Genomic DNA, 26,468 nt, shown 5'->3' on the forward strand with positions numbered 1-26,468 from the left:
AAACCATTCCTTCTGGTGGAACCCAGACGGTTGGTTCATACCTATGCAGCTTTCAGGGTTCTGAAGCCAATGGATGCGTCTGTTGGTTTCCGACCTGATCCTCAGACAAGTTGGTTTTTACCTGGTGTCCATGGCGCTGTGGCCCCACACCGATCCATCCCGAACTCGGTTGTGAAACGCAGCAGCGGCGACGATAGTTGGGGGGTAGCCCCCTGAGAAAATAGCTCGATGCCAGGTTAAACCTCTTGATTTGAGTGATGAGAAAGCCGCCTTTCGAGGCGGCTTTTTTCATGGTCGCCCCTGCCTGCCTACCTGCCTGCCGTTGTGCTGGCCCGAGGGGTCGCACCGGTCATGGCATGAGCAGCAGCTGATCGAGGCGTTCGATCCGCCGGTGGGGGCCGGGGGTGTCCTGGATCTGGATCGAAGCGGCGGCTAGCATTCCATTGATGTGTCCATTGATGTGATGCTCTCGTGTCCATGGCATCAATCTCGGTGCTTTTAACGCGTGAGGGCGCATTCAGACGGGTCTGGCAGCGATCTCGTCCGCAAGGAGCCCAGGCGCTGGCGAGTCGTGCGTGTGATCGTCCGGGCTGCACAGCTCTGGGGTGAACACGATTGTGTCGATCTGAGTGCGGCCTTCGCTTATCACACGCTTCAGTCTTTCTTCCCCATCCTGCTGATTGCTCTGGCCATGGCATCGCAGCTGCTTGGCCAGGAAGCGGATCGTGTGGATGAAATCCTGGCTGTTCTGAAATCTGTGCTGCCTCCATCCGTTCTCGGGCTGGTCGAAAGCACTCTTCGCGACCTCGTCCGTCAGGGCAAGGGTGCCGGCCTGTTTGGCTTGTTCTTCCTGTCGATCTCAGCCACCAATGCTTATCTAAGCCTGCAGCGCGGTGCTGACCGTCTCTGGAGCTCAGCCCTCCCTCGACGAAGCCGTCAGCTGCCGGTACGGCGTCACATCCGGGCCTTCCTGGCTGCGCGCCTCGAAGCGTTTGCCGTTGTGGCCGTGCTCGGTGTTCTGGTGGTGGCGGATCAGCTGCTGGCCAATCTCAGGCGTTTCAGTGGAGCGAGCTGGTTGGCGGAGACCCTGCGCAACCAGCCATGGCTCGCGGACCTCGCTCTGCTCGCGCCTGGAGTGTCGGCCTTCAGCAGTGGCCTCGGCTATTCGCTTCTGATGCTTCTCCTGATGCGCCTTCTGCCGTCAAGAACCGTGCGCTGGCGTCCACTTGTGCCGGGAGCTCTGTTCATCGGGCTCTCGATCAGCATCCTCAACAGTGCCCTCACCCGCAGCCTCCTCTCTCTCGGGACCCGTTTCCAGGCCTACGGCGTTGTGGGTGGGGTGCTGGTCCTCACGCTCTGGGTCTGGATCCTGGGGCTGGCGGTGTATTTCGGTCAGTGCCTGAGCGTGGCGCTGGCCCTGCCTCGCGGACCTGACCAGGCCGCTGCTGAGATACCAGGCGTTGATGCGCGTCCAGCGCCCTGAAGTCAGGCTGAATGAGCCCGGTGATCACCCTCATCAAGGACGCGGCAGGATGGATTCAGATTGGGACGATGTCCGTGCCGGTGCTGCCCCGAGGTTCCATTCAGCCCGCCCGTCCGGGACCGCCTCCCGCGGTGATGGCACCGGTGCTTGTCCTGGCGGCCATCGGACTGGTGGTGGTCATCCCCCTGATTCTGCTGGCCGCGATCCCGATGGTCCTCTCGATCGGGTTGGTGGTTGGCGGACTGCTGCTGCTCGGAGTGTCCATCTGGGCCGGGATCGAAGGGCTGGCCGCCCTTGAGCGATGGCTTGAGCGGGATCCCCGCTTTCGGCGATGAATATCGGACCTCCACCGGGACCGAAAGGGCCTTCCGGAGGCCTTCCCGCCTGGCCCGCTGCCGGACCTCCCCAGATGCAACGGCAGCGAGTGCCATGGGCCTGGATCGCACTGGTCCTACTGCTGGTCGTGGCGCCGGGGCCGACCATCCGCTTTGTGGGGCAACTGATCGGGGCTCTCGGCCTCCTTCTGCTGCTTCTGGGGGTGCTGGCCGCCATCGGAGGTCTGCTCGCCTGGCGCTCGTTCCGGAGGCGCACATCGGTGTGCCCGAGCTGCGGCGCGCTCAATCTTGGCTCAACGGTGTGTGTGGTCTGCGGCCACAACCTCGCCGGCGCCTCCAACGCCACCACCCCGGGGCCTGTGCCCGTGGATGCCAGCAGGGCCACCGTTGAAGTCGACGCGCAGGACATCAGCGATGGCTGAGTGGCCGCTGAAGGGGGCCAACGGCTGCGGCCGCACAGCCTGATTCAGGTGGCCTGTTGCGCTGGTTCCTCGCCACTGGCCAACTGTTGCAGCCGTCGCTCCCGCAGGAACAGAAACAGTGGGGCTGCGAAGGCGAAGGCGATGGTCACGGCGCTCAGCAGCACCAACGGCAATGAGCGCATCTTCAGTCGCCGGCCCTCGTGCACGATCCAGATCAGCACCGCTGATGAACCGACCAGCAGATCGCTGCTGAGCGATCGCGCCGCTGCGTTGACGTTGGCCAGGCTGATGAACAGGGTGATGTCGAAGGCCGCTCCGTACTCCTGGATGAACTCCAGGTTGGCTTTCCAGGGCAGGATCAGTCCGGCGACGCAGAGAACCAGGTAGGTGATCTGGCGAAACACACTGCCGTTGAACCGTCCCTCAGGGGTGCCGGCGCTGACGGATTCGGGTGGAGGCGTCATGGGCATGGTGCTGATTCAGGACCCCGAGGATGCATCCCTGCCGGCGTCCCGGTCATCTGGGGCCTCAGGATGCTCCGGAGCTTCGGCGTCTTGGGCGTCTTCCGCGTCGAGGGTGAGGATCTCCTGCTCGACCGACTGCAGGATCGCCTCGCAGTGATCGGCATAGATCGTGGCCTGCCGATGGAGAGCAGCCATGTCCTCCACTTCCAGATCCTCGGACTGCAGGGCCGTGAGCGTCAGCTCCAGGGCCGTGCGGCACTCGGCGTAGCGCAGCCCCTCGGCGCTGGTGGCTGGGTCCGGCTCCCGTTTCTCGGCTGGTCTCTTGCGCGCCATGCGGAGCTGTGGGGTACAACGAGCAGATTCCGGCCTGCCGGCAGGGTGTCGACCCTACCGATCCGCTCCCTCCGCCCCGCCCGTCAGCTTCCGGGCGCCACGTGGACCTCCGCGGCGCCATCCGCCAGCTGCAGCCTCAGCAGCTGGCCCGGGTTCAGGCCCTGAGCGGAGCGAACGATCCGACCCTGCTCGTCGCGGACGAGGCTGAAGCCGCGGCGCAGCACCCGGGTCGGGGACAGTGCGGCAAGCACCTGCCGCTGCTGCCTCAGCCGCTCCCGCTCGCGGGCCAGCAGAATGCCCGGATCGAGTCGTACGAGGTGGCTCCGCTGGGCCGTCAGCTGCTGCCGTTCCATCTGGAGCCGCCAGCGCACCCGCTGCTGCAGTCGCTCGCGGCACTGGCTGAGATGCAGAGCTTCCGCCGCCCTGTCCGGCAGCAGCGCCACCACCGCGCCGGTGGGTGTGGCGGCCCGGTGATCGGCGACCAGATCACAGATGGTGGTGTCGTCTTCATGGCCGATGCCCGTCACCACGGGCACGGGGACGCGGGCCAGGCAGCGGGCCAGGCGCTCGCCATCGAACAGGGCCAGGTCCTCCCGGTTGCCGCCCCCGCGGGCCAGGATCAGGGCCTCGAGCTCCAGATCCTCCGCGCGGGCGCTGAGCCATTCGAGGCGATCGCAGATCTGCCGCTCACCTTCTCCCTGAACGGGAATGGCCACCACCAGCAGGCGGGCGAGCGGCCAGCGTTCCGCCGCCGTGCGCTCCATGTCCGCCAGGGCGGAGCTCGGTGCGCTGGTGAGGACGGCCACCGTCCGTGGATAAGGGGGCAGCGGTCGCTTGCGTTCTGCCGCAAAGAGGCCCTCCGGTTCCAGCAGGGCGCGGACCCGCTCGAAGCGCCGCAGCACCGTCGTCAGGCTCGGGCGGATGTCGAGAATCTGGACCGTCAGGCTGGCGCGCGCCGCCCAGAAATTGAGGCTGCCGACCACTGTGACGCCATCCCCATCCGCGGGGCGGTAGGTCAGCCGCGCCAGCCTGGAGGCCCAGGCCACAGCGCCGATGCTCGAGTCCCCGTCACCGAGGGTCATCCAGAGGTGGCCCTTCTTGAGCTGTGGACGCGTCACCGTGGCGTCCAGGAGAAAGCGGGGCGTGAACCCGCGCTCCAGCAGCGCGCCGATGGCCCGGTTCAGCTCCGAGACGGAATAGCGCTGGATGCCCGCTTCGCTGCGGCGGCGGCCGGGAGGGGAGTCAGTGGTCAAGGCGCCGGTAGCAGATCCACCAGTAGAGGGCGATCGGTGCGCTGAGCATCGCCAGGATCCTGCCGGCCAGGGTGTCGCAGCGCACCAGCGCGGACACCAGAACGATCACCGCCGTGCTCAGCAGGCGTGCGCCATCCCTGCGGTTGGAGGGGAACAGCGCCGGTTTCCGTGGACCCCGGGCCGGCCGGTGAACGGATTCCGCAGCGGGGGGTTCTGGCATGGGGCCCACTCTGCACGGCTGCTGATCGCGGAGCTGCGACAGAGTGGGCGCCCCGCAGCCGTGTCGCGGTGCAATCCCGCGGCCGAGATCCCGATGACCGAGGCACCCCCATCGCCGGCTTCCGGCCTGAGGCTCGAGGTGAGGGCCGAGCTGCCTGACGATCCGGACCTGATCCTGGTCACAGATCTCGACGGGACGCTGCTGGCCGGCACCCTCGAGGTTCGCCGCCGGTTCTACGCCTGGCTGAACGACCGGCGGGATCGGGTGCTGCATGTCTTCTGCACGGGACGGAGCCTCGACTCCGTCGCCCGCCAGCTGGAGCAGGACGCAGCCATCGGCCTGCGTGCGCCCCATCTCGTGATCTGCGACGTGGGCTGCACCGTGGCCTGCGGCGAAAGCCTCAGGCCCCTGCCCGCCGCCCTGGCGCGCATCGAGGCGGCCTGGGACGGCGTGGCCGAACGGCTGGCACCCGTGCTGAACGGGCGGCCGGGCATCACGTCGCAGCCGCTGGAGACCACCCGGCGTCTGGCCTACTACTACGACCCCGAACAGGTGGAGGCCTCTCTGGTCGAGGCGATCGAGGCGGCGGGGGCCGACTGCCTCCTCTCCGACAACCGCTACCTGGATGTGCTGCCCGCCGGGGTGAACAAGGGCAGCACCCTGCTCGATCTGCTCGAGCGGCTCGGTCATCCGCATGAGCGGGTGGTGACAGCCGGCGACACGCTCAACGATTACTCGATGTTCCGCACGGGCCTGCGTGGCGTGGCCGTCGGCAACGCCGAGGCGGCGCTGCTGGAGCGACTGCAGGGCCGGAAGAACGTCTACGTGGCGGCGGGTGAGGGCTGCGCCGGCATCATCGAGGGCCTGCACCATTTCGGGTTCGGCCCCCTGTTCGGCTGACCGCTTCCGCCTCCAGCGGGTGCTCGGGCCACTGGTGCCGGGGGTAGCGCCCCCGCATCTCCTGCCGCACCTGCCGGTAGCTCCCCAGCCAGAACCCCCTGAGATCCCGCGTGATCTGCAGGGGGCGGCCGGCCGGTGAGAGCAGATGCAGGGTCACGCTCTCCCGGCCGCCCAGCACCCTGGGGCCGTCCTGCCAGCCGAACAGATCCTGCAGCTTCACCGCCAGCACGGGTTCGCCGCTGGCGTACTCGAGGCGGTGTTCGCGCCCGCCCGGCAGCCGCAACCGCGCCGGAGCCAGCTGGTCGAGCTGCTCCCGCAGGCTCCAGGGCAGTCCGCTCCAGAGCGCCTCGCGCAGCATCTGGGCCTCCAGGTCCGCCGGCCTCCGCAGCCCGTGCAGCATCGGCAGCAGCCACAGCTCCAGATCTGCCAGCAGGGCTGGGTCGCTCCGATCCGGCCAAGGCGACCCGAGGCGGCGGTGCAGGAACCCGAGCCTGGCCTGCAGCGCCCGGGTGGATCGATCCCATGGCAGCAGGGTCATCCCGCTGGCGCGGATCGCCTCGAGCAGTGCGGTCGCCACCCGCTCGGCCGGTGGGTCCGGCCAGGGTTGGCTGTCCAGTGGGATGGCCCCCAGATGGCGCTGCTGTTCCGCCCGCACCCGCCCGAGCGCTGCGTCCCAATGCACGGTCTGCTCCAGCTGGCCCTCGCGTTCGCCGATGGCCTGGAGGTCACGGCGGCTCAGCGGCGCCGCCAGGAGAACGCGGGCCTCCGCCTGGCCCAGATCGGCTGCGGCGATGGCCAGGGCCTCGCAGGAGGCGAGCGGATCCTGCGGCGTCAGCCGGGCGCCGCGCCCCTGCCGCATCAGGAAGCGCGGCGGATGTCCCTCACGCCGCAGAGCCACCCGTTCCGGATAGGCGAGGGCCACCAGCTCGCCGGTGGCAGGATCCGGGGGGAGCCCGAGTCCCGGGCTGGTGTGCTCACCCCGGCTGAGCACTGCGAGCTGCCGGCGAAGCTGCCCGGCCAGGCGCCGGATGGACTGGGCTCTAAGATCCCGCGCCGATGCCGCCAGCCACTGGAGCCGCGCGTCGAGATCCGAGCCGGCCTCCGCGTGGGACAACGGGTCGCGTTCGCTGAGCAGGGCGGCGATCGCGCAGGCTTTCGGGGTGTCCTCCGGCCTGCGGACGCTGAGCAGCATGTGGGCCAGCCGGGGGTGAAGGCCCAGGCGCGCCATGCTGCGTCCATGGGCTGTGATCCGGCCCTCGCCATCGAGAGCGTCGAGCGCCTCCAGCAGCCGACTGGCTTCCTCGAGTGCCTGCCGGGGGGGCGGGGTGAGCCAGCGGAGGGTCTCGCCGAGACCGGCCCCCCATTCGGCCAGATTCAGGGCGAGCGGGAGGGGGTCGGCCTCCAGCAGCTCGGGTGGGGCATGGGCCTGACGTCGCCCGTGATCAGCGGCCGACCACAGCCGAACGCATCGCCCCGGCCCCTGCCGGCCCGCCCGACCGCGCCTCTGGTCGGCGCTGGCCAGGCTGCAGGGCTCGGTGAACAGGCCATCCATGCCGGTGGCCCTGTCGTGGCGCTGCCGCCGGGCCAGGCCGCTGTCGATCACCAGCCTGACGTTCTCGATCGTGAGTGAGCTCTCGGCGATCGCGCTGGCCAGCACCACTTTTCCCTCACAGTCCCGCTTCGCCGGTGCGAGGGCGCGCCGCTGGGCCTCCAGGCTCAGCTGGCCATGCAGGGGGACCACCTCCCAGCCCTCCATGCCGGCACTGCTCTCCAGCCACCGCTGCACCCGCCGGATCTCACCCAGACCGGGAAGAAAGACCAGCGCCGTGCCGCCGGCTCCCATGGTGTCGCGCTCGCTGTCCAGAGCCCGCAGCACCTGACGCTCGATGGACTCGTCCCGCCGCGGCGGCTGATGGATGGTCTCGACCGGATGGCAGCGACCCGGGCTGCGCAGGACGGTGGCTTCCGGCAGGACCTCGCTGAGGCTTTCCTGGTCCAGCGTCGCCGACATCAGCATCAGGCGGAGGTCCGGCCTCAGCTCCCGGCGCGCCTCCTGCAGCAGGGCCAGGGCGAGATCGCTGTCGCGGCGGCGCTCGTGCACTTCATCGACGATCACGCAGCCCACACCCTCAAGGGCCGGGTCGTTCTGGAGCCGCCGCAGGAACACCCCGTCGGTCACCACTTCGATGCGGGTGTCGCTGCTGATGCGGCGCTCGTGGCGGATGCTGTAGCCGATGGTGCCGCCCACGCTCTCCTGCCGTTCGCCGGCCATCCGGGCGGCGGCGGAACGGGCGGCGATGCGGCGCGGCTCGATCATCAGCACCGAGCCATCCCGTCTGCCCATGGACTCCAGCAGCGCGGGCGGCACCCTCGTGGTTTTTCCGGCGCCGGGCGGGGCTTCCAGGAGCATCACGGCTCCGGGCCCGAGGTTGTTCACGATCCGTGGCAGGAGCGGATCGATCGGCAGGCTCAGGCGAGGAAGTTCAGACAGGTGACCAGCAGAAGCGAACTCAGCAGACCCAGGCCCAGCAGCATCTGTACCAGAGGGCCGAAGGCCCCGGACGGGGCAAACATAAAGAAAACCTGAAGAGGTCGGTGTTCTCGTTCTAGCGGCAGCGTCCCGTCAGAACTGTTGTGCTTCGCACCTCTTCGCATCTCCTGTGGGCACCCGCCCACAGGACGTTGGACGTCATCGGTCCGCCCGGACCGGCCTCAGCGGACATGACGAACGCCGTCCACAGGGTGATACAGCTCGCCGGTCGTCTCCTCGTAGACGATCGCCGGCAGCCCGGTCTCGAACATGGTCTGAAGAGCCTCCTTCAGGTAGGGGTTCCAGCCGCCGGTGCTCACCTTGCCGTGCCGCACGGTCCAGTCCCATGTCCCCTGCAGGTCCCTGGGGATGCGTCCCTCGCGGTCCCGACGTGCCACCAGGTCCTGTGACTCCACCAGGCCGACCAGGATGGGCTGCTTGCCGTAGGAGGGGGTGATGCTGAGTTCGAGTCGGACCGGGTCCTCCTTCACCAGACGCAGACGGAAACGGGGAGGCAGCTTGGTGGCCTTGAGGACGGCGGCGACGATGCGGGTGCGTGGATCCATGACCTCCATCCTGGGCCGGTTCGTGTGACTGGAACCACGGTATGGCGCAGCCCCCGCCGTTCGCTCAGGATGCGGTCTCCGGGGGCTCGGGCCGTGCTTCGCTCCCCTCGTCACCGCCGAAGCGCACGGTGAGCAGATCCTCCTTGGTCAGGCGCCCCTCCGAGTCGAGCAGTTCCGGGTGAACGGTCACCTGTCCGGTGCGGTCGCCCCGCGCCTCGATCGACATGGCATCCGGACGTTGACGCGAATTCTCCTGCGAGGCGGCCCGGAATCCTCGGGCCATGACCCGGAAGGCCTGCCAGAGCAGGAAGGCGAAGCAGAGGCCGTAGAGGAGCGGAAACAAACGCGTGGCGAGCAGGACCATCTCAGCTGCGGCTCGGGCCTAGCCCATCATCGCCCCTGCTGAGCAGAGGTGGAGAGCCGGTAGGCCCAGATGCTGCTGCAGGCGGCGCCGAAGGCGAGGAAGGCGATCAGGAGAGCAGAGGTGTCCATTGCCTGCAATAAAACTTTTCAAACCATAGCGAGTGTGTCTGGCTTGGCGACGGGACACATCCGTGCGCATCTGGCGGCATCGCCGCACTCGCCCGCAGCCTTCCATCTGCGTAGCTTCCTGGCACTGCCCAGCTCCATCCCCTCCAGCCCCGTTCCGCTCCGTCAGTGATGGTCATCTCCTCGTCCGCTCCACGATCCGCCCGCCTGGCCGCCGTTCTGGCGGCGCTGGCCCTGATCCCCATCGGCTCCTCGCTGCCGGCCCTGGTGCGGGCCCGCCCCTCCTCCAGCGGCAGCGGTGCGGCCGGTGCCCTCCTCTCCCGTCAGAGCTTCGTGGCCGAGGCCGTGGCCCGGTCCGGCCCGGCGGTGGTCACCATCGACACCGAGCGCACGGTCAATGTCCGCGGCGGTGGCCTCCCCCCGGGGCTGATGCGTGACCCGTTCTTCCGGCAGTTCTTCGGGCTGCCCCAGTCGGGCTCACCATCGCGCCGCCGCACCGAGCGGGGCCAGGGCAGTGGCGTGATCGTCGAGGTGAAGGGCGATCAGGGCTTCGTGCTCACCAATGCCCATGTGGTGGAGAAGAGCGATCAGGTCACCGTCGGGCTTCGGGATGGTCGCCGCCTGCAGGGCGACGTGGTCGGGCTCGACAGCCTCACGGATCTTGCGGTGGTGCGGATCCAGGCGAGTGATGGGCTGCCACTGGCTCCGCTGGGTGATTCCGATCGCCTCCGCGTCGGTGACTGGGCGATCGCCGTGGGGAACCCCTTCGGCCTGGAGAACACGGTGACGCTCGGAATCGTCAGCAACCTCAACCGCAACGTGTCCCAGCTGGGGATCTCGGACAAGCGGCTCGATCTGATCCAGACCGATGCCGCCATCAACCCCGGCAACTCGGGAGGCCCTCTCCTCAATGCCGACGGCGCCGTGGTGGGCATCAACACCCTTGTGCGTTCAGGACCGGGCGCCGGGCTGGGCTTCGCGATTCCGATCAACAGGGCCCGATCCATCGCCTCCCAGCTGATCGACCGGGGCCGGGTGGTGCATCCGGTGATCGGCATCAGCCTCACGCGGGCCGGCGAAGAGAACGGCACCACCTCCGGGGCCCTGGTGGCCCAGGTGCTGCCCGGCAGCCCCGCCGCCGGTGCCGGGATTCAGCCGGGTGATGTGGTGGTGGCCGCCGGTGGCGTTGCTGTGGCGGACCCCGGCGCACTGGTGAGCCGGATCGAAGACCATGGGGTCGGCACACCGATCACCCTCCGCCTGATCCGCTCCGGACGCTCCCTCGAGGTGGCCGTCACCCCGAGGGACCTCGGCGCTGTGCGCCGTCAGGCTCGTCAGGCCAGGCCCTGAGGGTCACCCAGCTTGCTGATGGCCTCGCCGCTCATCGCGGGGCCCGAGCCCAGCTGCTGCTGCACCACCCACTGGGTGGCGGCCTTCTGGGTCTGCCAGGCCATCAGCAGTTGCTTGGCGATCTCCTGCAGGCGGTTGGCATCCAGTGTCGCGTCGATGGCGCGGGTCATCCGCTCCACCTCGAATTTCTGGCCCAGCGTGAGGGCGATGGCATCCGACGACATCGTGATTGGCGCGAACTGGCCAAAAGCTACGGAATGTTTCGGGACGTCACGTAGCGGAAGGCACAAAAGGTATATGCGTCAGCAATGGCGGACAGTGCCGCCCCACTGTCCGTAGATCGCCGTCACGGCCGGCTGTCCAGCCCTTCCGCCGCGACTCGCTGCCCGGACCTCAGTGCTGTTCCCGCAGTTCCTCCACGCAGCGGGTGATGCACTCGCCGTCATCGAGGGAGCAGGTCGTGATGCACTCGAAGTAGCTCTCCACCGAATCCCAGCTCTGCTCATGGCTGGTCTCCATCCACTCGGCGGCACCGGAGACAGCCGTGCTCTCACCAGGGCTTCCGGTCTGCGCGGTGTGGCCGGATGCGGGGTGGTGGGCGAGGGAGGGACTCATGGCGCTGGCCTCGGGAGCTGGTGGTGTCAGCTTATGGAGATCAAACGCTTGACACCACTGGAATGAGTGGTCCTGCCTAAGGACTGGTGAAGTTCCGTGTCGGCGGGCCCGGGGGCGTGCCGATCAGGCGGCCTTCGCTCTGCGCTGGCGGCGCTCCGTCTCCTTGCGTCGTTTCGCCTGGCGCTTGTCCTGCCGGAGGCGCTCCAGTTCGGCCTCGCGACGCTGCTCCTCCTCCTCGGCGCGCCGCTCCAGGTAATACGAGTAGTCGCCGCGGTAGAGCCGCAGCTCGCCATCGCGCAACTCGACGATCTTGTTGGCCACCTCCGCCAGGAAGTAGCGGTCGTGCGAGATGAGCAGAGCGGCCCCGTCGTACTCCTTCAGGGCCGCCTCCAGGGTCTGCTTGGCAGGGATGTCGAGATGGTTGGTGGGTTCATCGAGCACCAGCAGGTTGCAGGGGCGCAGCAGCATGCAGGCCAGGGCGAGGCGGGCCTTCTCACCTCCGCTCAGCTGCCCCACCTGTTTGAAGACCGCATCGTTGCTGAAGCAGAACTGGCCGAGCAGGGAGCGCACCTGGGTCTGGGTCCAGTCGGGCACCACCTCGAAGAGGGTGTCGATCACCGCTCGCTCCAGATCGAGGGCCTCCGCCTGGTTCTGCTGGAAGTACCCCGGCAGCACGTTGTGGTCCCCGAGCCGGGCCACCCCGTCATCGGGTTGCTCCATGCCGAGGAGCAGGCGCAGCAGGGTCGACTTGCCCGCGCCATTGGGCCCGAGGAAGGCGATGCGATCGCCGCGCTCGATCTCCAGGCTGGCGCCCAGAAACAGGATGCGATCGCCGTAGCTGTGGCTCAGGTCCTCGATCAGGGCCACCTGTCGGCCGGAGCGGGGTGCGGGGGGAAAGCGGAAGCGTGGCCCGCTGGCTGACTCCAGCGGAGCCTCGATCCGCTCGACCCGCTGCAGCTGCTTCTCCCGGCTCTTGGCCTGGGTGCTGCGGGTGGCGCTGGCGCGGAAGCGATCGATGTAGGCCTGCTGGGCGCTGAGCTCCTTCTGCTGACGTTCGAAGGCCGCAGCCGTGGCGGAACGCTCCAGCGCCTTCTGCTCCAGGTGCTGCGAGTAGTTGCCCAGATAGGTGCGGGCCTGCCCGCGCTCGGTCTCCACGATCTTGGTGCAGATGCGATCGAGAAACGTGCGGTCGTGGCTGATCACCACCATCGGAATCGTGAGCCCCTTCAGATAGCCCTCAAGCCACTCGATCGTGGCCATGTCGAGATGGTTGGTCGGCTCGTCCAGCAGCAGCACATCCGGTTCCTGGAGCAGGATCTTGCCCAGGGCGAGACGCATCTGCCAGCCACCGGAATAGTCGCCCACCGCACGGTCGGCCTCCTCGAGGCTGAACCCGATGTCCGGAAGCAGGCGTTCGATCCGTGAATCGAGTTCGTAGCCGTGCAGCGCTTCGAAGCGGTTGTGCAGCTGTCCGAGCTGGTGGATGAGCGCATCGAGATGGTCCGGGTCCTCGCTGGCCCGCTCGCTCCCCATGGCGATCTCCAGCTCCCGCTGCTGGGCCAGCACCGCCGCGGCTTCCCCGAAGGCCTGGAAGAGCTCCTCCCGCACCGTGCGGGAGGGGTCCACATCGCATTCCTGGCGCAGGTAGGCGATGGCCGGGTCGCCCTGGCGCACGATGGAGCCCGAGCTGGGCTCCTCCTCCCCGCAGATCAGACGCAGCTGGGTGGATTTGCCCGCCCCGTTCACCCCCACCAGACCGATCCGATCGCCCGGCAGGAGTTCCCAGCTCACATCCCTGAGCACCTCGCCGGTCGGGTAGACCTTGGACACACGGTCGAGTCGGAGCACGGCGGTTGGAGACGGTCGGGCGTGGGCGGAGCTCCAGCGCTGGGCCTTGAGGCCGCGCTGGCCTCACGGGCCGGGACCTGGAACGCCGACCACACGTGAGAGGAGACGGACGCCCGGAAAGAAAGATCGGTGAGACCGGGAAGGGTCCACTGGCAAATGTAACGTTTCGCGGCGCTCCCACCCACCAGACTGGCGGTTCAGCCAGGGCAGTCCATGGTTCGTCGTCTTGAGCAGGTCGCCGCGCTGGTGGTGGCCGCAGGCCTGGCCATCGTGAGCTACTGGCTGTTCTTCAGCTGGGCCGGAGTGGAGGGAACCCCCCCTCCGGCCCGCGACCGGCGCGACAGGGCGGCCATCGGCCCGATGACTGCGGCGGATGGCTCTACAGACCGCCGCGCGCCTTGTTGATCCAGCGCTTGGTGTCCATGTCCTCCAGGCTGTCGATGTGGAGGCGCACCTCCTCGGCGGTCACCGGCAGGCCCAGCTCATCGCCGATTGCGCAGATCTGGTCCATGGCTCCCTTGGGATCCTGCAGCGCTCGGCGGAACAGTTCCTGGGTCAGCGGGGCATCGGCGCTGATCCGCTCATAGAGGCGGGAGGCATTCGTGCCGCCGCTGGCGTCGGGGCTGGCGCTGGAGGACATGGTGGGCTGGGGACGACGAACCGGGCAGGAGTGCCGGATCTGACCTTATGCCGCCGGCCGGGTCCCGGGACGCCCGGGCTGCGCAGTCGGCCGCCGCTCAGGCCGCGCAGGGGGGGTCGTGGTCGCCGGCCCCCGTCGCGGCCGGTCCCTCAAGGCTGCGGGCCTCCATGCAGAGCACCTTCCGCAGCTGGGCGTAGTTGGCGGCGAGGGAGGTCCGCCCGTCTTTGGCGGCGCCGTATTCCGCCCGCTGCAGCACGTGGTGCAGGTGGGTGAGCAGGTAGGTGCTGATGACCGCCGAGACCTGCACATCGCTGCTCTCGCCCCGATGGACGGCGGCACTGCGGGGGCCGGGACGGCGGGAGGGCGATCGCGAGGCGCGCGGCATGGCTTCAGCGGGCGACGGGAGTTCGCGAGATCTCTGACGGTCTCGCGTCGGGTCCGGCCGGGTGCGAACCGAGTGGACCCATCCATCAACCATAGTGCTGGATACTATCCGGAACGATCTGTCTATATTCGGTGTGACCCGGGGCGATCCGTCGCTGTGCCCACCCGTCAGACCTCAAGCAGCGGCCGGCCCAAGTCCCCGAGAATTCAGGTGGTGCTGCCCGAAGCCCTCTGCCGGGGGCTGGCCGAGCTGGCGGCTGCCGAGTCGCGCACCGTCAGCAACATGGCGATGGTGCTGATCAAGCAGGGCCTGGAGCAGCGGCGGGATCCCGAGTCCGTGCGCAGCACGCTGGAGCGCCAGCCCACCGGCCGGCTCCGTGGCGCCCCGAGGCGGCTGCGGCTTCAGCGGCCGCGGCCCTGAACCGCTCCGCGGCAGCCCGCACCGGGAGGCTCCACCCGGGTTCCCAGCACACTGGGCCGGCTGGCACCGGTGACCGAGATCACCGAGCCGGGATGACGCCGCTGATGCCACCAGGCCAGCAACGCCATGGCCAGGGCCTCCCGCGCCTGAGGGTCCAGTCCGAGCTCCGAGCTGGTGCGCAGCCGCATGCCCAGACAGCGACGGCGCAGCTGGGTCATCAGGGTCGCGTTGCGGCCGCCTCCGCCGGCCACGACCAGCTCCACGGGCCGGGTGCCCCGTTCCAGATCGGCGGCGACCGCCGCCGCCGTGAAGGCCGTGAGCGTGGCCAGGGCATCCGCTTCCCATCGCCCCTGGTCCACCCCCGCATCCGCCGCCTCCCGCAGATCCCTCAGCCGTCGCTCCAGGTCGGCGCTGCCGAAGAGCTCACGCCCCGTCGACTTGGGTGGCTCCGAGGCGAAGTAGGGCTCCTGCAGCCAGCGGCGGATCAGGGGCTCACAGGGCGTCCCCCGCGCGGCCCAGGCCCCGTTCTCGTCGCAGCTCAGCCGCCCGTCGCTGAAGCGGTTCACCGCCAGATCCAGCAGGGTGTTGCCCGGCCCGCAATCCCAGCCCGTCAGTGCGGCCCGGCGCTCCGGTCCGCTGCGGGGCGGCAGGACGGTCAGATTGGCGATCCCGCCCAGGTTCAGCAGCGCCCTCCAGCCGCCGATGCGGCCCAGCAGGGCCAGGTCCGTGGCGGGCACCAGGGGTGCCCCCTGGCCGCCCAGCGCCAGATCCGCCGCCCGGAAGTCATGCACCACCGGCCGCTCCAGCAGATGGGCCAGCAGGGGTGCCTGCAGCAGCTGCCAGCTCAGACCTCCCCGCTCTCCCAGGGGCGGGCGGTGCCAGATGGTCTGTCCATGGCAGCCCACCAGCACGGCCTGACCCCCGGGATCACAGCGGCGGGCCGCCTCCGCCTGGACGCGGGTGAGGGCGTCGGCCAGCTCCAGAATCCGCTCGGCCCGCATGGCTGCCCCCTGGCCCAGCTCGATCAGGGCGCTGCGCAGGGCCCGGGGATAGGGCAGCTCGGCCCGGTGCAGCAGTTGCCAGCGCGGCCGCGAGGGAGCACCGCGGAAGACCGCGAGCACCGCATCCACCCCGTCGGCACTGGTGCCGCTCATGAGGCCCAGCACCGGGCGATTCATTGGGTGGTGAGCTCGCGCAGGTCCTCCGCCAGGCCCATGACCACCAGCACGTGCCCCTCCTCGAGGCGGTAGGTGGCCGGAGGGTTCACCACGAGGGCACGGGCGGGCCCGGCGGCCAGCACGCTCACCCGCTTGTCCTTGCGCAGGTTGAGCTCACGCAGGGAGCTGCCGACGAACCGGTTCGGCACGGTGATCTCCTCAATGCAGTTGTGGGCATCCAGCTGCAGGCGCTCGAGCAGGTTGGGGCGCACCAGTTCACTGCCCAGGCGCTCACCCTGCATGCGTGAGGGGAAGATCACCTTGTCGGCGCCGACCCGCTTGAGCATCTTTTCGTGCAGGTCGCTGGTGGCCCGGGCGATCACCCGCTCCACGCGGCTGTCCTCGGCGTCCTTGGCGATCAGGGTGGCGGTGATGCTGGCCTCGATCGGCTCACTGATGGCCACCACCACCGTGGCCATCTCGAGGATGCCGGCCGCCCGCAGGGAGTCCTCCTCGGTGCAGTCGACCACGCGGGCCTCGATCGAGGGATCGATCTGACGCAGCTCCTCGATCGCCCGTTCCTTGCGGTCGACCGCCAGCACCTCGACGTTGTCCTTCTTGATCAGCTCGCGGCAGACCGCGGTGCCGAAGCGACCCACGCCCACCACACCGAAGCTGCGCTCCAGGCGGGACCCCTGCTGCTGCCATTGCCACCACTGGCTCACGGCGCCACCGCATCACACATAGAGATCCTCGCGCGGGTATCCGATGCGATTGTGCCGGGGTGGCCGGCCGGCCCTGAGGGTTTCCCAGAACGCGCTCAGCAGCAGCAGGATGCCGAGGCGACCCACGAACATTCCCACGAGCAGAACGCTCTGCCCGAGCCGGCTGAGGCCGGCGGTGACCCCCACATCCAGCCCCACGGTGGCGAAGGCGGAGATGCAGGTGAACAGCATCTCGAGAAAGCTGACGTCGGCGAGGGAGGCACCGCCGCCGCTGCTCTGTGCGGGCTCCAGCTCCAGCAGGAGGGCCATCAGCAGCACGAACAGCAGCGACGACAGGGTGATGGCGACGGCCCGCAGCACCACCTTGTCGTCGATCCGCCGATCCCGGATCACCACATCCTCCTGGCCCCGCAGCGTCGAGCGGGTGGCGGCCATCAGGGCCGCGAGGGTGGTGGTCTTGATGCCACCGCCGGTTCCGCCCGGGGAGGCACCGACGAACATCAGGGCCATGATCAGCAGCAACCCGGAATCGGAGAGCTGCTCCAGGGAGAGGGGGATCGTGCTGAAGCCCGCGGTGCGGGCCGTGACCGACTGGAACAGCACGGTCTGGAACCGCTCAAGCCAGCCGTAGCCGCTGATCACCCCACCTGGTGAGAGGTGCTCGGTGAGCAGCAGGCCCAGCGCGCCGACGAGCACCAGCACGGCACTGGTGCGGAGCACCAGGCGGGTGTGGAGACTCAGACGCCTCAGGCGTGGCCGCGAGCGGTGGATCCAGAGGTCGTTGGTGACCCGCCAGCCCAGCCCTCCCAGCAGAATCAGGGCCATGATCACCAGGTTGACGACGCCGTTGCTGCGGTAGGAGACCAGGCTGTCGCTCCAGAGGCTGAAGCCGGCGTTGTTGTAGGCGCTGATGCTGTGGAACAGGGCCGCCCAGAGCCGCTCCCGCCCGTCGTCGATGTCGGTGAGGCCGAAGGCGTAGAGCAGCCCCGCCCCCGCCAGGATCACGAGGGCGGCGGTGAGGGCGATGCCCCGGAAGGTGCGCCCGATGCCCCCGACGCCGAATTCATCGAGGGTCCGACCCCGGTCCAGCCGGCGGCGGAGGGAGGCCCCCCGCTGCACGAAACCCTGGAGAAAGGTGGTGATGGCCATCAGGCCCAGGCCGCCGATCAGGATCAGCACCGCCAGCACCAGCTGGCCGACGCCCGTGAGATCCCGCCCGATGTCGATGATCGACAGACCGGTGACGGTGAGGGCCGAGGTGGCGGTGAACAGGGCCTCCCACAGCCCCACGCTGCTGCTGGAGCAGAGCGGTGTGGCCAGCAGTGCCGTGCCCAGCAGGATCACCAGCAGACCGGTGATCACCGTGAACTGGGGAACGGTGAGATTGCGGTGCCATCCGGGCAGGGCGGTGCGCACCAGCGGTGCGGCGGCCGCGCTGCTCATGGGGTTGCGGCTCACGACCTGCCCGGACCTGCCATGCGACGACCTGGAGACCGGTGGCTCATCGGCGGACTGTAGGGGCCGCGGCATGCTCCTCCAGATGCCGTCGCAGCCGCTTCAGGCCGTCGCCGCAGGTGGCGGACACGAACAGCGGCGGCGGCGTGAGGGCTGCGGCCTCATCCAGGGCCGGCGCGGGGCAGCGATCGATCTGATTGGCCACCACCCGGCGGGGCACGGTGCTGCCCAGCTGATCGAGCACCTCATGCACGGCGCGGAGCTGATCACTCCAGGCCGGATCGGCCAGATTCACCACCAGCAGCAGCAGATCCGCGGCCAGGGCCTCCTCCAGGGTCGAGCGGAAGGCCTCGATCAGATCCGGAGGCAGATCGCGGATGAACCCCACCGTGTCGGTGACCAGGATCGACACACCATCCGCTGACGCCGCCGGAAGCCGCCGCGTGGTGGGATCGAGCGTTTCGAACAGCCGGTCCCGCGCGGCGATCCGCCGATCCGGGTCCGTGGCGCAGAGGGCGTTGAGCAGGGACGATTTGCCGGCGTTGGTGTACCCGACGAGGGCCACCCTCCAGCAGGTCTGACGCTGCCGGCGCAGGCGCCCGCGGTGCTCACCCAGCTGTCGCACCTGCTGCTGCAGCCGACCGATGCGCCGGCTGATCACGCGGCGATCCCGTTCCAGCTGGGTTTCCCCCGGCCCCCGTGTGCCGATGCCTCCCCCCTGCCGGGAGAGGGCCTGACCGCGGCCCTGGAGCCTGGGCAGCCGGTAGCGCAACTGCGCCAGTTCCACCTGGAGCCGGCCCGCGGCGCTGCCGGCGCGCTGGGCGAAGATGTCGAGGATCAGCTCGCTGCGGTCGCTCACCGGCCGGTCCACAGCGCGCTCCAGGTTGCGGCACTGCACCGGCGTCAGTTCCCGGTCGGTCACCACCAGCGAGGCCTGCAGGCGTCGTGCCTCCAGGCCCGCCTCCCTCAGCTTCCCCATGCCCCAGAGGGTCTGGGCATGGATCTGCCGCTGCCGCTGACTCACCACGCCGACCGGCAGGCCTCCGGCGCTGCGCACCAGCCCCTCCAGTTCCGCGAGGGCCCGGGCGGACGCCGTGCCGTCCTCCGAAGCCATGGTCAGCAGCAGCACCCGTTCGGGCTGCGTGCCTCCGGCCGGCGGGCGTCCGGCTCCCGCAGGCGGCTCACCCCGTGCAGCGGCCCATGCTCCGCTGTCGCACAGATCCAGCAGCTGTCCCTCCGCGTGCAGCTGCCAGCCCCCGCCCGCACTCCAGTCCGGGGTGTAGAGGGCAGCGCGCCAGCCGCCGCCGGCAGCGGCTGTGGCCGTGAAGCGGAGCCAGTGGTCGGGATGCAGATCATGGGCGACCAGGCCCTCGCCCCCGCGCGGTGAGAGGTCCGCGCCCGCTCCGGCGCTGAGGCAGCTCACCATGCGCCAGTCCTGGGCCTCCGTGCGACGGGACCCGGGCAGCCGCTCCAGCAGCTGGCCCGAGCGGTCCAGGGGGCCGACCCAGAGCAGCCGGCTCAGGCCGCGGCCATCGATGACCAGATGCAGCGGAGTGCCGAGGTCTCGGCACAGCTCCGCCAGCCGCTCCAGGCATCCGCAGGACAGGCCGTCAATCTGGGGGTGCCGCTGGTGCAGCAGGCGCTCGAGGCGGCGCGACTCCGACGGGCGCAGGCCCCGGACGCGCCCCGCCAGGCAGCCCTGCTTCAACGGCTCGCCACGGCCGAGCTGAGCCAGCCGGCGGCGGCGCGCAGCTGCAGCGGCAGGCCGGGCAGGCGGGTCAGGTAGGCCAGGCGCCGCAGCTGGAAGGCCCGCGGACCGGCCAGGGTCAGACCCAGCCCGGTGATGGCGGCATCGCCGATGCCGAGGCTGATCATTTCGCCGAGATCGTTCCAGCGGAAGGCGCGGGTGGGCTCGCCCGCAGCGCGGTGCTGCAGGTTCCTGGCCATCAGGGCGGCCTGCTGGAAGGCCACCTGGGCAGTGGCGGGCGGCGGCGGTTCGTCGTCCGAGCTGATCGTGGCCACGTCACCGAGGGCGAAGAGATCGTCCGTCCCCTGCACGGCCAGATCGGCGCCGCAGCACAGACGCCCCTGGCCATCCAGGGGGAGCGGCGGCTGCAGGACGGGGGGGCGCGGCCTGACTCCGGCGACCCAGATCAGTCCGTGGTGCGGCAGGGTCTCCTCCCTGCGGTGGCTGTCATCCACACGGCTGCTCACCCGCACGGCTCCCGGCAGAGCCTCCAGCACGCGCGTCTGCAGGCGGACCCTCACATCCCGCCGCTGCAGCGCGGAGCGGGCCTGTTCCCGGTTGAAGGCCTTGCCCCGGGGCAGGATGTCGTCGCCCATCTCGATCAGTTCGAGCTCCGCCGCCCCGTCCAGTAGATCGGCCAGCTTGCAGCTGAGTTCCACGCCGGTGGGGCCGCCGCCCACCACCACCAGCCGGGGATGGATGGGCCGCTCGGCCCTGAGCTCATGCAGCTTCTGCTGCAGGACCGCCACATCGCTGAGGGTGTGGAAGCCGAGGCCGTGCTGCGGCAGACCCGGGATGCCGTAGTGATGGGGCACGGACCCGGTGGCGATCACGCAGGTGCCGAAGCCCAGGCTGCCGCCGCCGCTGAGGCTCACGCGCCGGCGCCGGTGGTCGATGGTCGTGACGCGCTCGCGCAGGTGCACCACGCCGCTGCCGGCCAGGAGCGAGGCGATGCCGGGTGCCACCTGCCAGGCGCCCAGCTCACCGCTGAGCAGCTCGTAGAGCAGGGGCAGAAAGACGAAGCTGGGGTTGGGTTCCACCAGCACCACGCGCGAGCCCGCGTCCTGGCGTGCGGCCTGCAGTGCGGTGAACAGGCCGGCGAAGCCCCCCCCGACCACCACCAGCGCCGCTTCGGAGTCAGGATGTGGGCTCATCAGATGGGGGTTCGCCCGGGACGATGCTGTGTCCGAACCCTACCCAGACCGCTCCGGTTGCATCGAGCGGGCAGCGGGCGGATGGAGAATGACGGGATGAGCCAGACCTCCCTGGAGCCCGCATCGCTTCGCGCCACGGATGAGCCCGGGCTGGGTGAGCTCGGCAATCTCCGCGCGGCCTGCGAGCATCTCCTGGGGCTCCCGGCCGAGGAACGCCTGCGCTGGGGCGCCAGCACCTTCGCCGGCCGCTTCGCCATCACCACCAGCTTCGGCATCCAGTCGGCCGTGTCGCTCCACATGGCCAGCAGCCTGGAGCTCGATGTTCCCGTGCTCTGGGTCGACACCGGCTACCTGCCCCCTGAGACCTACCGCTACGCCGAGACCCTCCGGCAGAAGCTGGGCTTCCGGCTCGAGGTCGCTCAGAGCTCCGTGAGCCCGGCCCGGATGGAGGCCCTGCACGGCAGGCTCTGGGCCACAGGCCGGGTGGAGGACCTTGAGGAGTACCACCGCATGCGCAAGGTCGAACCCCTGGACGGTCTGCTCCAGCGGCTCGATCTGCGCTGCTGGGCCAGCGGGGTGCGCGGCGGACAGACCGATCACCGCAGCGCGATGAAGCCGTTGGACCGTGTGCGGGGCCGATGGTCGCTGCGCCCCCTGCTCGACTGGAGCAATCGCGACGTCTACTACTACATGGAGCGTCACGGTCTGCCCCAGCATCCCCTGTTCGAGAAGGGCTATTCCACCGTCGGCGACTGGCACTCCAGCGGGCCGGACACCGGTACGGCGAGCGGTCGCGACACCCGTTTCGGTGGGCTCAAGCAGGAGTGCGGCATCCACCTTCCCGGTGAGATGGGAGACGGCATCTGAGGGATCAGCCCCGGGCCGCCAGCCACCTTCTGATCGGCAACAGCCGCTGGCACTGGGCCCGTCAGGGTGGCGACACGACCCGCTTCTGGCATGGCTTGCCAGGCGTCTGGCCCGATGGGAGCTCACCCCGGGCCCTCACGGCCTGGGCCGCGGTGGGCCCTCTGCCTGCCGCCACACCGCTGCCCCCGGCCCATCGGGTCAGCACCGGGGACGTGCCGCTGCAGCAGCTGCCGCCCTGGATCGGGGTGGACCGGGCTCTGGCCGCCTGGGAGGCCTGGCGGCGCACGCTGGAGCGTGAGGTCGCGGATCCCGGGGCGGGCCCTGTTCCATCGCCCGCCCGATCGCTGCTTGTGGCGGATGCCGGCTCGGCCCTCAGCCTCACGCGTGTGCAGGGCGAGGGGCATTTCGCCGGGGGGCTGATCCAGGCCGGGCTGCGGATGCAGCTCCGGGCCCTCGGCCACGGCACCGCCGGGCTGCCGCTGGTGCAGGGGCCGGCAGCAGAGGAGCCTCTGGCTGCTCACGAGTGGCCCGTGCGGACGGCGGACGCCATGCTGCAGGGGGTTCTCCGGGGCCTGGCAGGAGCCGTGCAGGCCGCCCACCAGCGCGCCCGCCGGCAGGACAGCACCTGCCGCCTCTGGCTCACCGGCGGCGATGCCGCATGGATCGCACCGCTGCTCGGCGGCCCTGACGGCGCGGTTCCGGGTTGGCTGATCCGGGCGGATCACCTGGTGATGGAGGGTCTGATCCGGCTGCGTCCGTGTTGTGGCTTGCGGGGCTGACCGCTCTCAGCTCAGGCCGAGGTCGCTGAGGATCTGATCGGCCATCTCGGCGGCCTTCACCTTGCGGTAGATGCGCTCGATCGCTCCGTCGGCATCGATCACGAAGGTGTGGCGCATCATCCCCATGAACTCACGGCCCATGAACTTCTTCAGGCCGTAGCTGCCGTAGGCCGTGGCCACCGGGCAGGGCTCCGGGTCGCTGAGGAGGGTGAAGGGCAGGTCGTACTTGTTGATGAACTTCTCGTGGCTGGCGGCGCCGTCCTTGCTGATGCCCAGCACCGCGATGCCATGGCGTTCGAACAGGCCCCACTGATCGCGGAAATTGCAGGCTTCCTTGGTGCAGCCGGGGGTGTCGTCCTTCGGATAGAAGTAGATCACCACACGCTGGCCTTTCAGCGATTCAAGGCTGATGGCCGTGCCGCTCTGATCGGGCAGGCTGAAAGCCGGTGCCGGATCGCCGATCTGCAGCTCCATCGGTGCGGTGTGACAGGAGGACTCAGCGTAGGAGTGAGCTGACGGCCGGGAACGGTTCTCCGCCAGCATGGGGACGCCGTTTCCGGTCCCCGTGGCGCCTGCCCTGCCTGCATCCCTGCTGCCGCGCCTGCTGGTGTGGATTCCGCTGGCGGCCATCGGTCTGACGGGCTGGTTCCACCGTGCCCCGACGATGGCGCCGGCACCTCCCGGTCCGGTCTCCGGGGCCGCTGAGCTGGAAACGGCGGACGCCCTGGAGCGACAGGCCGATCAGCAGAGGCGGGTGGCTGAGCTTCTGGATCGCTTCGCCGGGGCCCAGCTGGTGAGTCAGTACTGGGGAACCTGGGTGAGCAGCCTGGAGACCCTCGACATCGCCCAGCACAGGGATCTGCAGCCTCAGTTGCGCACCTCCCCCATCACGGCCGAGCTGACCGTGCTGCCGGATGCCGGCTCGAGCCGCTACCTGGGCAAGGTGCAGCGGGTCAACGAGCGCACCTCGGTGGTGCTGTGCCGGCGCTCCCTCGAGGCCGGAAGCGCCGATGGCTGGGAGTCGGGCCTGGATGAGCCGGGCTGCCCGGCCGGTTGGGAGCCCTTCGAGGAGGCTGCGCTTCAGGTGGCGGGCTCCTGAGCGGCGCTTGTGCAGCGCGACGGAGGAGCCGACACTCTCCCGGCGGGCGAATCAACAGAGCCTGACTGTCGCGAGCTGAGACACATTGTTCATGTCGCAAGATGCGACACAGTTGCATTCGATTGAGGTCCTGTCCGGTTTCGCACCTGTGACACGAATGTGTGCGGATGTGACCCCGGTGACTAGGTTGGAGTTGACGTCTTTTTTTCGCCGTCCGTGTTGACCCGTCTCGCTGCCGGCGCCTTTGCCGGTGCAGCTATTTCGGCTATTGGCGCCTCCGCCATGGCTGGTCCCCTGATGCCTGCTGAGTACCCCGTTCGCTGGAACACCGGCGGTGCGGTCTGGTCCACCAGCATGGATGACTTCGCCACCTTCCTGGAAACCGGCGACATCGAAGACCGCGCCCTCCTCTCCGGCCTCAACAATTCCGGCTGGAGCCACGAGGAAGTCCGCTCCGGTCTGAGCAAGACCTACGACGTGGATCTCATCGGTGTCTCACGCTTCCTCTACTCCGATGAGGGGGTGAAGTTCCTCAAGAACCAGACCACCAGCTACTTCCCCTACTGGGCGATGACGGACACCTCCGTCGTGGCCCTGCGTTCGGCGATCATCGCTGACGCCGCCGACGGCAGCATCTCCTCCGCCGGCATCATGTCCAACCTGCCGGTGAACTTCCGCCTGGCCGACACCTGCGGCACCTACACCGGCGCCCAGAATGTCTGCGCTGAGGGCCAGTGCTCCGGCGACGCCCAGTGCACCTCCCTGCTGTCCTGGTACGTCTTCCTGCCGGCCTGCATCCAGGCCAACCAGGTGGCGATGGCCGAGCCCGCCCCCCGTCCGGCTCCCGCCCCCGCTCCGGCCCCGATGCCGATCCGCGGCCTCTGGTGATCCGGCGCTGCCGCCCAACCGCGGCGGACCCTGCAACCCCCGGGTCACCCCGGGGGTTTTCTCATGCCTGAGGAGACCTGAGCCTGGCGCGGGTGAGCCAGTGCCGAAGCTCCTGCCGCAGGCTCTGACCCTGCCGGTCCCTGAGCTGATCCCTCAGTGCGCTCACCGTTTCGGCGGCGATGCCGTGGCTCTCCAGCAGGTGGCGGTAGGTGCTGCCCGGCTGGAACCAGCGGCGCAGCAGTGCCCCTTCGATCGGCAGGCGCAGGGTCTCGCTCCATTCCTCCTGCTGCAGCTCCCAGCCCTCCTGCTCCAGCAGCCCCATCCGTTCCGGTGCTGGCCGCCGCCGGCTCAGCCAGTCCGCTTCGATGGCGGCGATGACCTCCAGGTGATCGCGGCTCAGATGCGCTGTGGCCTGCAGAGGAGCTGTCTCCTGCAGCAGGGCCTGCGCCGGGCCGAGCACCGCCGCACTGTCCAGCAGCCGCAGTTCCGCGTCGGGCGCGGCCAGGTCTCTCAGTCCGTTCAGGGGCGGCGTCTGCCCGATCGCCGCAGGATCCACCAGCAGCTGACGCCCCGCCAGCCACTCGAACCGGGTGCCCGGATCCAGGGCCGGAGAGAAGCCGGGCACTCCGGCAGAGCGGGCCTCCATCAGCATCAGGGCCGGCTGCTGCAGGGGGTCGAGCAGGCTGATCTGATCCCGGAGCCGCTCTCGGCCGGCCGCGTCGGCGCAGCCGATGGTCACGCCGCCCTCGGGCGTGTGGGCCAGGGGGTCGAGGGCCCAGAGCAGGGAGGGGCTGTTCACGATCAGCACCCGGTCGTGCCGCCGCCAGCGGGCTCCTTGCCACAGGCGCTCCTTCAGGCGGATCAACCGGTCGCCCTCACTGGCCAGCTGGCGGCTGATCCAGCGCAGGATGCCGGGATCCTCGGGGCCGTGGCTGAGCAGCAGGGGCTGTTCGGCCTCCAGCTCCGTGGTGGTGGCGAGCTGGGCGGCGCGCCGTTCCTGCAGGCGATCACGCAGCTGGCCCTCCCAGCCGAGGCGGCCCGGCTGCCAGAACACCTCCTCGGCCAGTCCGGCCGGCAGATAGCGCTGCGCCACCCAGTGATCGGTGTAGGCGTGCGGATAGCGGTAGCCCACGCCATCCCCGAAGCCCTCTCTGTCGCGGTTCGCGTCCCGCAGCGGCGAGGGCACCTCCTGATCGCTCGCCTGCCGCACCGCCTTGAGCGCGTCGAACACTCCCAGAGCGCTGTTGCTCTTCTCGGCGCCCGCCAGATAGAGAGCGGCCTGGGCCAGGGGAAAGAGCCCTTCCGGCAGGCCGACCCGCTCGAAGGCTCCGGCGCAGGCCTCCACCACCACCACCGCCATCGGATCGGCCAGCCCCACGTCCTCCCCGGCGGCGATCAGCATGCGGCGGAAGATGAAGCGTGGGTTCTCTCCCGCCTCCACCATGCGAGCCAGCCAGAACAGGGCCGCATCCGGGTCCGAGCCCCGCAGCGACTTGATGAAGGCGCTGATCGTGTCGTAGTGGGCGTCGCCCTGCTTGTCGTAGAGCACCGCCCGCTCCTGGATCGAATCCTCGGCGATGGCCAGATCGATCCGCACCGCTCCCGCGGCATCGCTCGGGGTGCTCTCCACCGCCAGCTCCAGGGCGTTGAGCAGGCAGCGGGCATCCCCCGCCGCGGTCTGGATCCAGTGGTCCGCCGCGGCCTCGCTCACCTCCACCCGGCGCTGGCCGTAGCCCCGCTCCGGGTCTTGCAGGGCCTGCTGCAGCACCCGGCGCAGTTCGGATGGGAGCAGCGGCTGGAGGCGGAACAGGCGTGATCGGCTCAACAGTGCCTTGTTCACCTCGAAGTAGGGGTTCTCCGTGGTGGCCCCGATCAGGGTGAGGGTGCCGTTCTCCACCCAGGGCAGCAGGGCGTCCTGCTGGGCGGCGTTGAAGCGGTGCACCTCATCGATGAACAGGATCGTTCGCAGGCCGTGCTGGCCCAGACGCTCGCGCGCCTGCTCCACTTCCGCCCGCAGATCCTTCACACCGGCGAGCACGGCGTTGATGCTGCGGAAGCGGGCCCGGGTGGTGTTGGCGATGATCCGGGCCAGGGTCGTCTTGCCCACGCCCGGCGGGCCGTGAAGGATGAGGTTGCCCACCCGGTCGGCCACGATGGCGCGCCGCAGCAGCCGGCCCGGTTCGAGGATCCCGCCCTGGCCCACGAACTCCTCCAGGTTGCGTGGCCGCAGGCGATCCGCCAGGGGGGCCAGGGCGGCCCGGCGCGCCTCCGCCTGCTGGCTGAACAGATCGCTCATCCGCCGATCGGCACCGCGGGGTCAAGCTTGGCCGGGAAGGGGTCGCCA

At 69.5% G+C, this 26,468-nt stretch carries 30 protein-coding genes and 1 rRNA gene; 12 read left to right on the plus strand and 19 right to left on the minus strand.

From position 1 onward, the window contains the following. Nucleotides 1-120 precede the first annotated feature (120 nt). The 4 genes from rrf (at nt 121) to EVJ50_RS12610 (ending at nt 2,240) form a co-directional block, all read left to right on the plus strand. A 5S ribosomal RNA gene (gene rrf / locus EVJ50_RS12595) occupies nt 121-237 on the plus strand. A 334-nt stretch (nt 238-571) separates the two neighbouring features. Further along, nucleotides 572-1,483 (plus strand): YihY/virulence factor BrkB family protein, encoded by a 912-nt coding sequence (locus EVJ50_RS12600; protein WP_150884362.1) that lies wholly within the window; start codon nt 572-574, stop codon nt 1,481-1,483. A gap of 134 nt (nt 1,484-1,617) precedes the next feature. After that, nucleotides 1,618-1,818, plus strand: coding sequence for a glypican (locus EVJ50_RS14725; RefSeq protein WP_191964778.1), 201 nt, complete (start codon nt 1,618-1,620; stop codon nt 1,816-1,818). A 74-nt stretch (nt 1,819-1,892) separates the two neighbouring features. Further along, nucleotides 1,893-2,240, plus strand: coding sequence for a hypothetical protein (locus tag EVJ50_RS12610; protein WP_150884363.1), 348 nt, complete (start codon nt 1,893-1,895; stop codon nt 2,238-2,240). Nucleotides 2,241-2,284: 44 nt separating this feature from the next. Here EVJ50_RS12610 and EVJ50_RS12615 read toward each other — a convergent pair whose 3' ends face one another. From EVJ50_RS12615 to EVJ50_RS12630, 4 genes are all read right to left on the minus strand, one after another. Next, the gene (locus EVJ50_RS12615) at nt 2,285-2,704 is read right to left on the minus strand and encodes a DUF2834 domain-containing protein (protein ID WP_150884364.1); all 420 of its coding nucleotides are present in this window, start codon (nt 2,702-2,704) and stop codon (nt 2,285-2,287) included. Nucleotides 2,705-2,719: 15 nt separating this feature from the next. Then, on the minus strand, nt 2,720-3,037 hold the full coding sequence (gene xseB, locus EVJ50_RS12620; protein ID WP_150884365.1) for an exodeoxyribonuclease VII small subunit: 318 nt from the start codon (nt 3,035-3,037) through the stop codon (nt 2,720-2,722). Nucleotides 3,038-3,120: 83 nt separating this feature from the next. Continuing rightward, complete coding sequence (gene xseA, locus EVJ50_RS12625; protein ID WP_150884366.1) at nt 3,121-4,290, minus strand: exodeoxyribonuclease VII large subunit; 1,170 nt, start codon at nt 4,288-4,290, stop codon at nt 3,121-3,123. Continuing rightward, the gene (locus tag EVJ50_RS12630; protein WP_150884367.1) at nt 4,280-4,510 is read right to left on the minus strand and encodes a hypothetical protein; all 231 of its coding nucleotides are present in this window, start codon (nt 4,508-4,510) and stop codon (nt 4,280-4,282) included. Before EVJ50_RS12630 ends, xseA begins: the two co-directional genes overlap by 11 nt. A gap of 93 nt (nt 4,511-4,603) precedes the next feature. Between EVJ50_RS12630 and EVJ50_RS12635 the strand changes: the two genes are divergently transcribed. Beyond that, complete coding sequence (locus EVJ50_RS12635) at nt 4,604-5,410, plus strand: HAD family hydrolase (RefSeq protein ID WP_150884368.1); 807 nt, start codon at nt 4,604-4,606, stop codon at nt 5,408-5,410. Here EVJ50_RS12635 and hrpB read toward each other — a convergent pair. The 3 genes from hrpB to EVJ50_RS12650 form a co-directional block, all read right to left on the minus strand. Continuing rightward, nucleotides 5,364-7,847 carry an ATP-dependent helicase HrpB gene (gene hrpB, locus EVJ50_RS12640; protein WP_255452561.1) on the minus strand — a complete coding sequence of 828 codons (2,484 nt, stop codon included), beginning with the start codon at nt 7,845-7,847 and terminating at the stop codon, nt 5,364-5,366. The two genes, EVJ50_RS12635 and hrpB, sit on opposite strands and share 47 nt — an antisense overlap. A 275-nt stretch (nt 7,848-8,122) precedes the next feature. Then, on the minus strand, nt 8,123-8,506 hold the full coding sequence (locus EVJ50_RS12645) for a hypothetical protein (RefSeq protein WP_150884370.1): 384 nt from the start codon (nt 8,504-8,506) through the stop codon (nt 8,123-8,125). Between the two features lie 64 nt (nt 8,507-8,570). Continuing rightward, on the minus strand, nt 8,571-8,870 hold the full coding sequence (locus tag EVJ50_RS12650; RefSeq protein ID WP_150884371.1) for a DUF2973 domain-containing protein: 300 nt from the start codon (nt 8,868-8,870) through the stop codon (nt 8,571-8,573). Nucleotides 8,871-9,166: 296 nt separating this feature from the next. Between EVJ50_RS12650 and EVJ50_RS12655 the strand changes: the two genes are divergently transcribed. Continuing rightward, entirely contained in the window at nt 9,167-10,345 is a 1,179-nt protein-coding gene (locus EVJ50_RS12655; RefSeq protein ID WP_150884372.1) for a trypsin-like peptidase domain-containing protein, read from the plus strand. On the opposite strand, the gene EVJ50_RS12660 is transcribed toward EVJ50_RS12655, so the two are convergent. The 3 genes from EVJ50_RS12660 to EVJ50_RS12670 form a co-directional block, all read right to left on the minus strand. Further along, nucleotides 10,330-10,569, minus strand: a complete 240-nt coding sequence (locus EVJ50_RS12660) for a hypothetical protein (protein ID WP_150884373.1) — start codon at nt 10,567-10,569, stop codon at nt 10,330-10,332. The genes EVJ50_RS12655 and EVJ50_RS12660 overlap by 16 nt on opposite strands. Nucleotides 10,570-10,738: 169 nt before the next feature. Further along, complete coding sequence (locus EVJ50_RS12665; protein ID WP_150884374.1) at nt 10,739-10,960, minus strand: hypothetical protein; 222 nt, start codon at nt 10,958-10,960, stop codon at nt 10,739-10,741. A 123-nt stretch (nt 10,961-11,083) separates the two neighbouring features. Next, nucleotides 11,084-12,808, minus strand: coding sequence for an ABC-F family ATP-binding cassette domain-containing protein (locus EVJ50_RS12670; protein ID WP_150884375.1), 1,725 nt, complete (start codon nt 12,806-12,808; stop codon nt 11,084-11,086). A gap of 213 nt (nt 12,809-13,021) precedes the next feature. On the opposite strand from EVJ50_RS12670, the gene EVJ50_RS12675 reads away from it, so the two are divergent. Further along, nucleotides 13,022-13,213 carry a hypothetical protein gene (locus tag EVJ50_RS12675; protein WP_150884376.1) on the plus strand — a complete coding sequence of 64 codons (192 nt, stop codon included), beginning with the start codon at nt 13,022-13,024 and terminating at the stop codon, nt 13,211-13,213. Here EVJ50_RS12675 and EVJ50_RS12680 read toward each other — a convergent pair. Continuing rightward, nucleotides 13,188-13,448 (minus strand): hypothetical protein, encoded by a 261-nt coding sequence (locus EVJ50_RS12680; protein ID WP_150884377.1) that lies wholly within the window; start codon nt 13,446-13,448, stop codon nt 13,188-13,190. The two genes, EVJ50_RS12675 and EVJ50_RS12680, sit on opposite strands and share 26 nt — an antisense overlap. A gap of 97 nt (nt 13,449-13,545) precedes the next feature. Continuing rightward, entirely contained in the window at nt 13,546-13,833 is a 288-nt protein-coding gene (locus tag EVJ50_RS12685; RefSeq protein ID WP_150884378.1) for a hypothetical protein, read from the minus strand. A 156-nt stretch (nt 13,834-13,989) separates the two neighbouring features. Here EVJ50_RS12685 and EVJ50_RS12690 point away from each other — a divergent pair, with 156 nt between their 5' ends. Beyond that, on the plus strand, nt 13,990-14,253 hold the full coding sequence (locus EVJ50_RS12690) for a hypothetical protein (protein WP_150884379.1): 264 nt from the start codon (nt 13,990-13,992) through the stop codon (nt 14,251-14,253). Here the strand turns inward: EVJ50_RS12690 and EVJ50_RS12695 are convergent. The 5 genes from EVJ50_RS12695 to EVJ50_RS12715 are packed head-to-tail and all read right to left on the minus strand — an operon-like array spanning nt 14,235 to nt 20,491. Next, a complete protein-coding gene (locus tag EVJ50_RS12695; protein ID WP_225322938.1) occupies nt 14,235-15,431 on the minus strand; it encodes an anhydro-N-acetylmuramic acid kinase in 1,197 nt (398 codons plus the stop codon). The two genes, EVJ50_RS12690 and EVJ50_RS12695, sit on opposite strands and share 19 nt — an antisense overlap. Then, nucleotides 15,428-16,135 (minus strand): TrkA family potassium uptake protein, encoded by a 708-nt coding sequence (locus tag EVJ50_RS12700; protein WP_150884381.1) that lies wholly within the window; start codon nt 16,133-16,135, stop codon nt 15,428-15,430. Before EVJ50_RS12700 ends, EVJ50_RS12695 begins: the two co-directional genes overlap by 4 nt. A gap of 12 nt (nt 16,136-16,147) precedes the next feature. Continuing rightward, complete coding sequence (locus EVJ50_RS12705; RefSeq protein ID WP_150884382.1) at nt 16,148-17,578, minus strand: TrkH family potassium uptake protein; 1,431 nt, start codon at nt 17,576-17,578, stop codon at nt 16,148-16,150. 58 nt (nt 17,579-17,636) lie between these two features. Continuing rightward, nucleotides 17,637-19,298: a GTPase HflX gene (hflX, locus tag EVJ50_RS12710; protein ID WP_150884383.1), complete on the minus strand. Its 1,662-nt coding sequence runs from the start codon at nt 19,296-19,298 to the stop codon at nt 17,637-17,639. Continuing rightward, nucleotides 19,295-20,491 carry an NAD(P)/FAD-dependent oxidoreductase gene (locus EVJ50_RS12715; protein ID WP_150884384.1) on the minus strand — a complete coding sequence of 399 codons (1,197 nt, stop codon included), beginning with the start codon at nt 20,489-20,491 and terminating at the stop codon, nt 19,295-19,297. Before EVJ50_RS12715 ends, hflX begins: the two co-directional genes overlap by 4 nt. A 96-nt stretch (nt 20,492-20,587) precedes the next feature. Between EVJ50_RS12715 and EVJ50_RS12720 the strand changes: the two genes are divergently transcribed. After that, nucleotides 20,588-21,358, plus strand: a complete 771-nt coding sequence (locus EVJ50_RS12720) for a phosphoadenylyl-sulfate reductase (RefSeq protein WP_225322939.1) — start codon at nt 20,588-20,590, stop codon at nt 21,356-21,358. 152 nt (nt 21,359-21,510) lie between these two features. Then, on the plus strand, nt 21,511-22,137 hold the full coding sequence (locus EVJ50_RS12725) for a type III pantothenate kinase (protein WP_191964779.1): 627 nt from the start codon (nt 21,511-21,513) through the stop codon (nt 22,135-22,137). Between the two features lie 6 nt (nt 22,138-22,143). Here the strand turns inward: EVJ50_RS12725 and bcp are convergent, their stop codons facing one another. Continuing rightward, nucleotides 22,144-22,611, minus strand: a complete 468-nt coding sequence (bcp, locus tag EVJ50_RS12730; RefSeq protein WP_150884387.1) for a thioredoxin-dependent thiol peroxidase — start codon at nt 22,609-22,611, stop codon at nt 22,144-22,146. Nucleotides 22,612-22,702: 91 nt separating this feature from the next. On the opposite strand from bcp, the gene EVJ50_RS12735 reads away from it, so the two are divergent. Then, nucleotides 22,703-23,236, plus strand: a complete 534-nt coding sequence (locus tag EVJ50_RS12735; protein WP_150884388.1) for a hypothetical protein — start codon at nt 22,703-22,705, stop codon at nt 23,234-23,236. A gap of 216 nt (nt 23,237-23,452) precedes the next feature. Then, nucleotides 23,453-24,124 carry an alpha/beta hydrolase gene (locus tag EVJ50_RS12740; protein ID WP_225322940.1) on the plus strand — a complete coding sequence of 224 codons (672 nt, stop codon included), beginning with the start codon at nt 23,453-23,455 and terminating at the stop codon, nt 24,122-24,124. A 61-nt stretch (nt 24,125-24,185) separates the two neighbouring features. Here the strand turns inward: EVJ50_RS12740 and EVJ50_RS12745 are convergent, their stop codons facing one another. After that, nucleotides 24,186-26,420 (minus strand): AAA family ATPase, encoded by a 2,235-nt coding sequence (locus tag EVJ50_RS12745; protein ID WP_150884390.1) that lies wholly within the window; start codon nt 26,418-26,420, stop codon nt 24,186-24,188. Between the last annotated feature and the right edge of the window lie 48 nt (nt 26,421-26,468).

The sequence above is a fragment of the Synechococcus sp. RSCCF101 genome, from assembly GCF_008807075.1.
In the GTDB taxonomy this organism is placed as follows: domain Bacteria; phylum Cyanobacteriota; class Cyanobacteriia; order PCC-6307; family Cyanobiaceae; genus RSCCF101.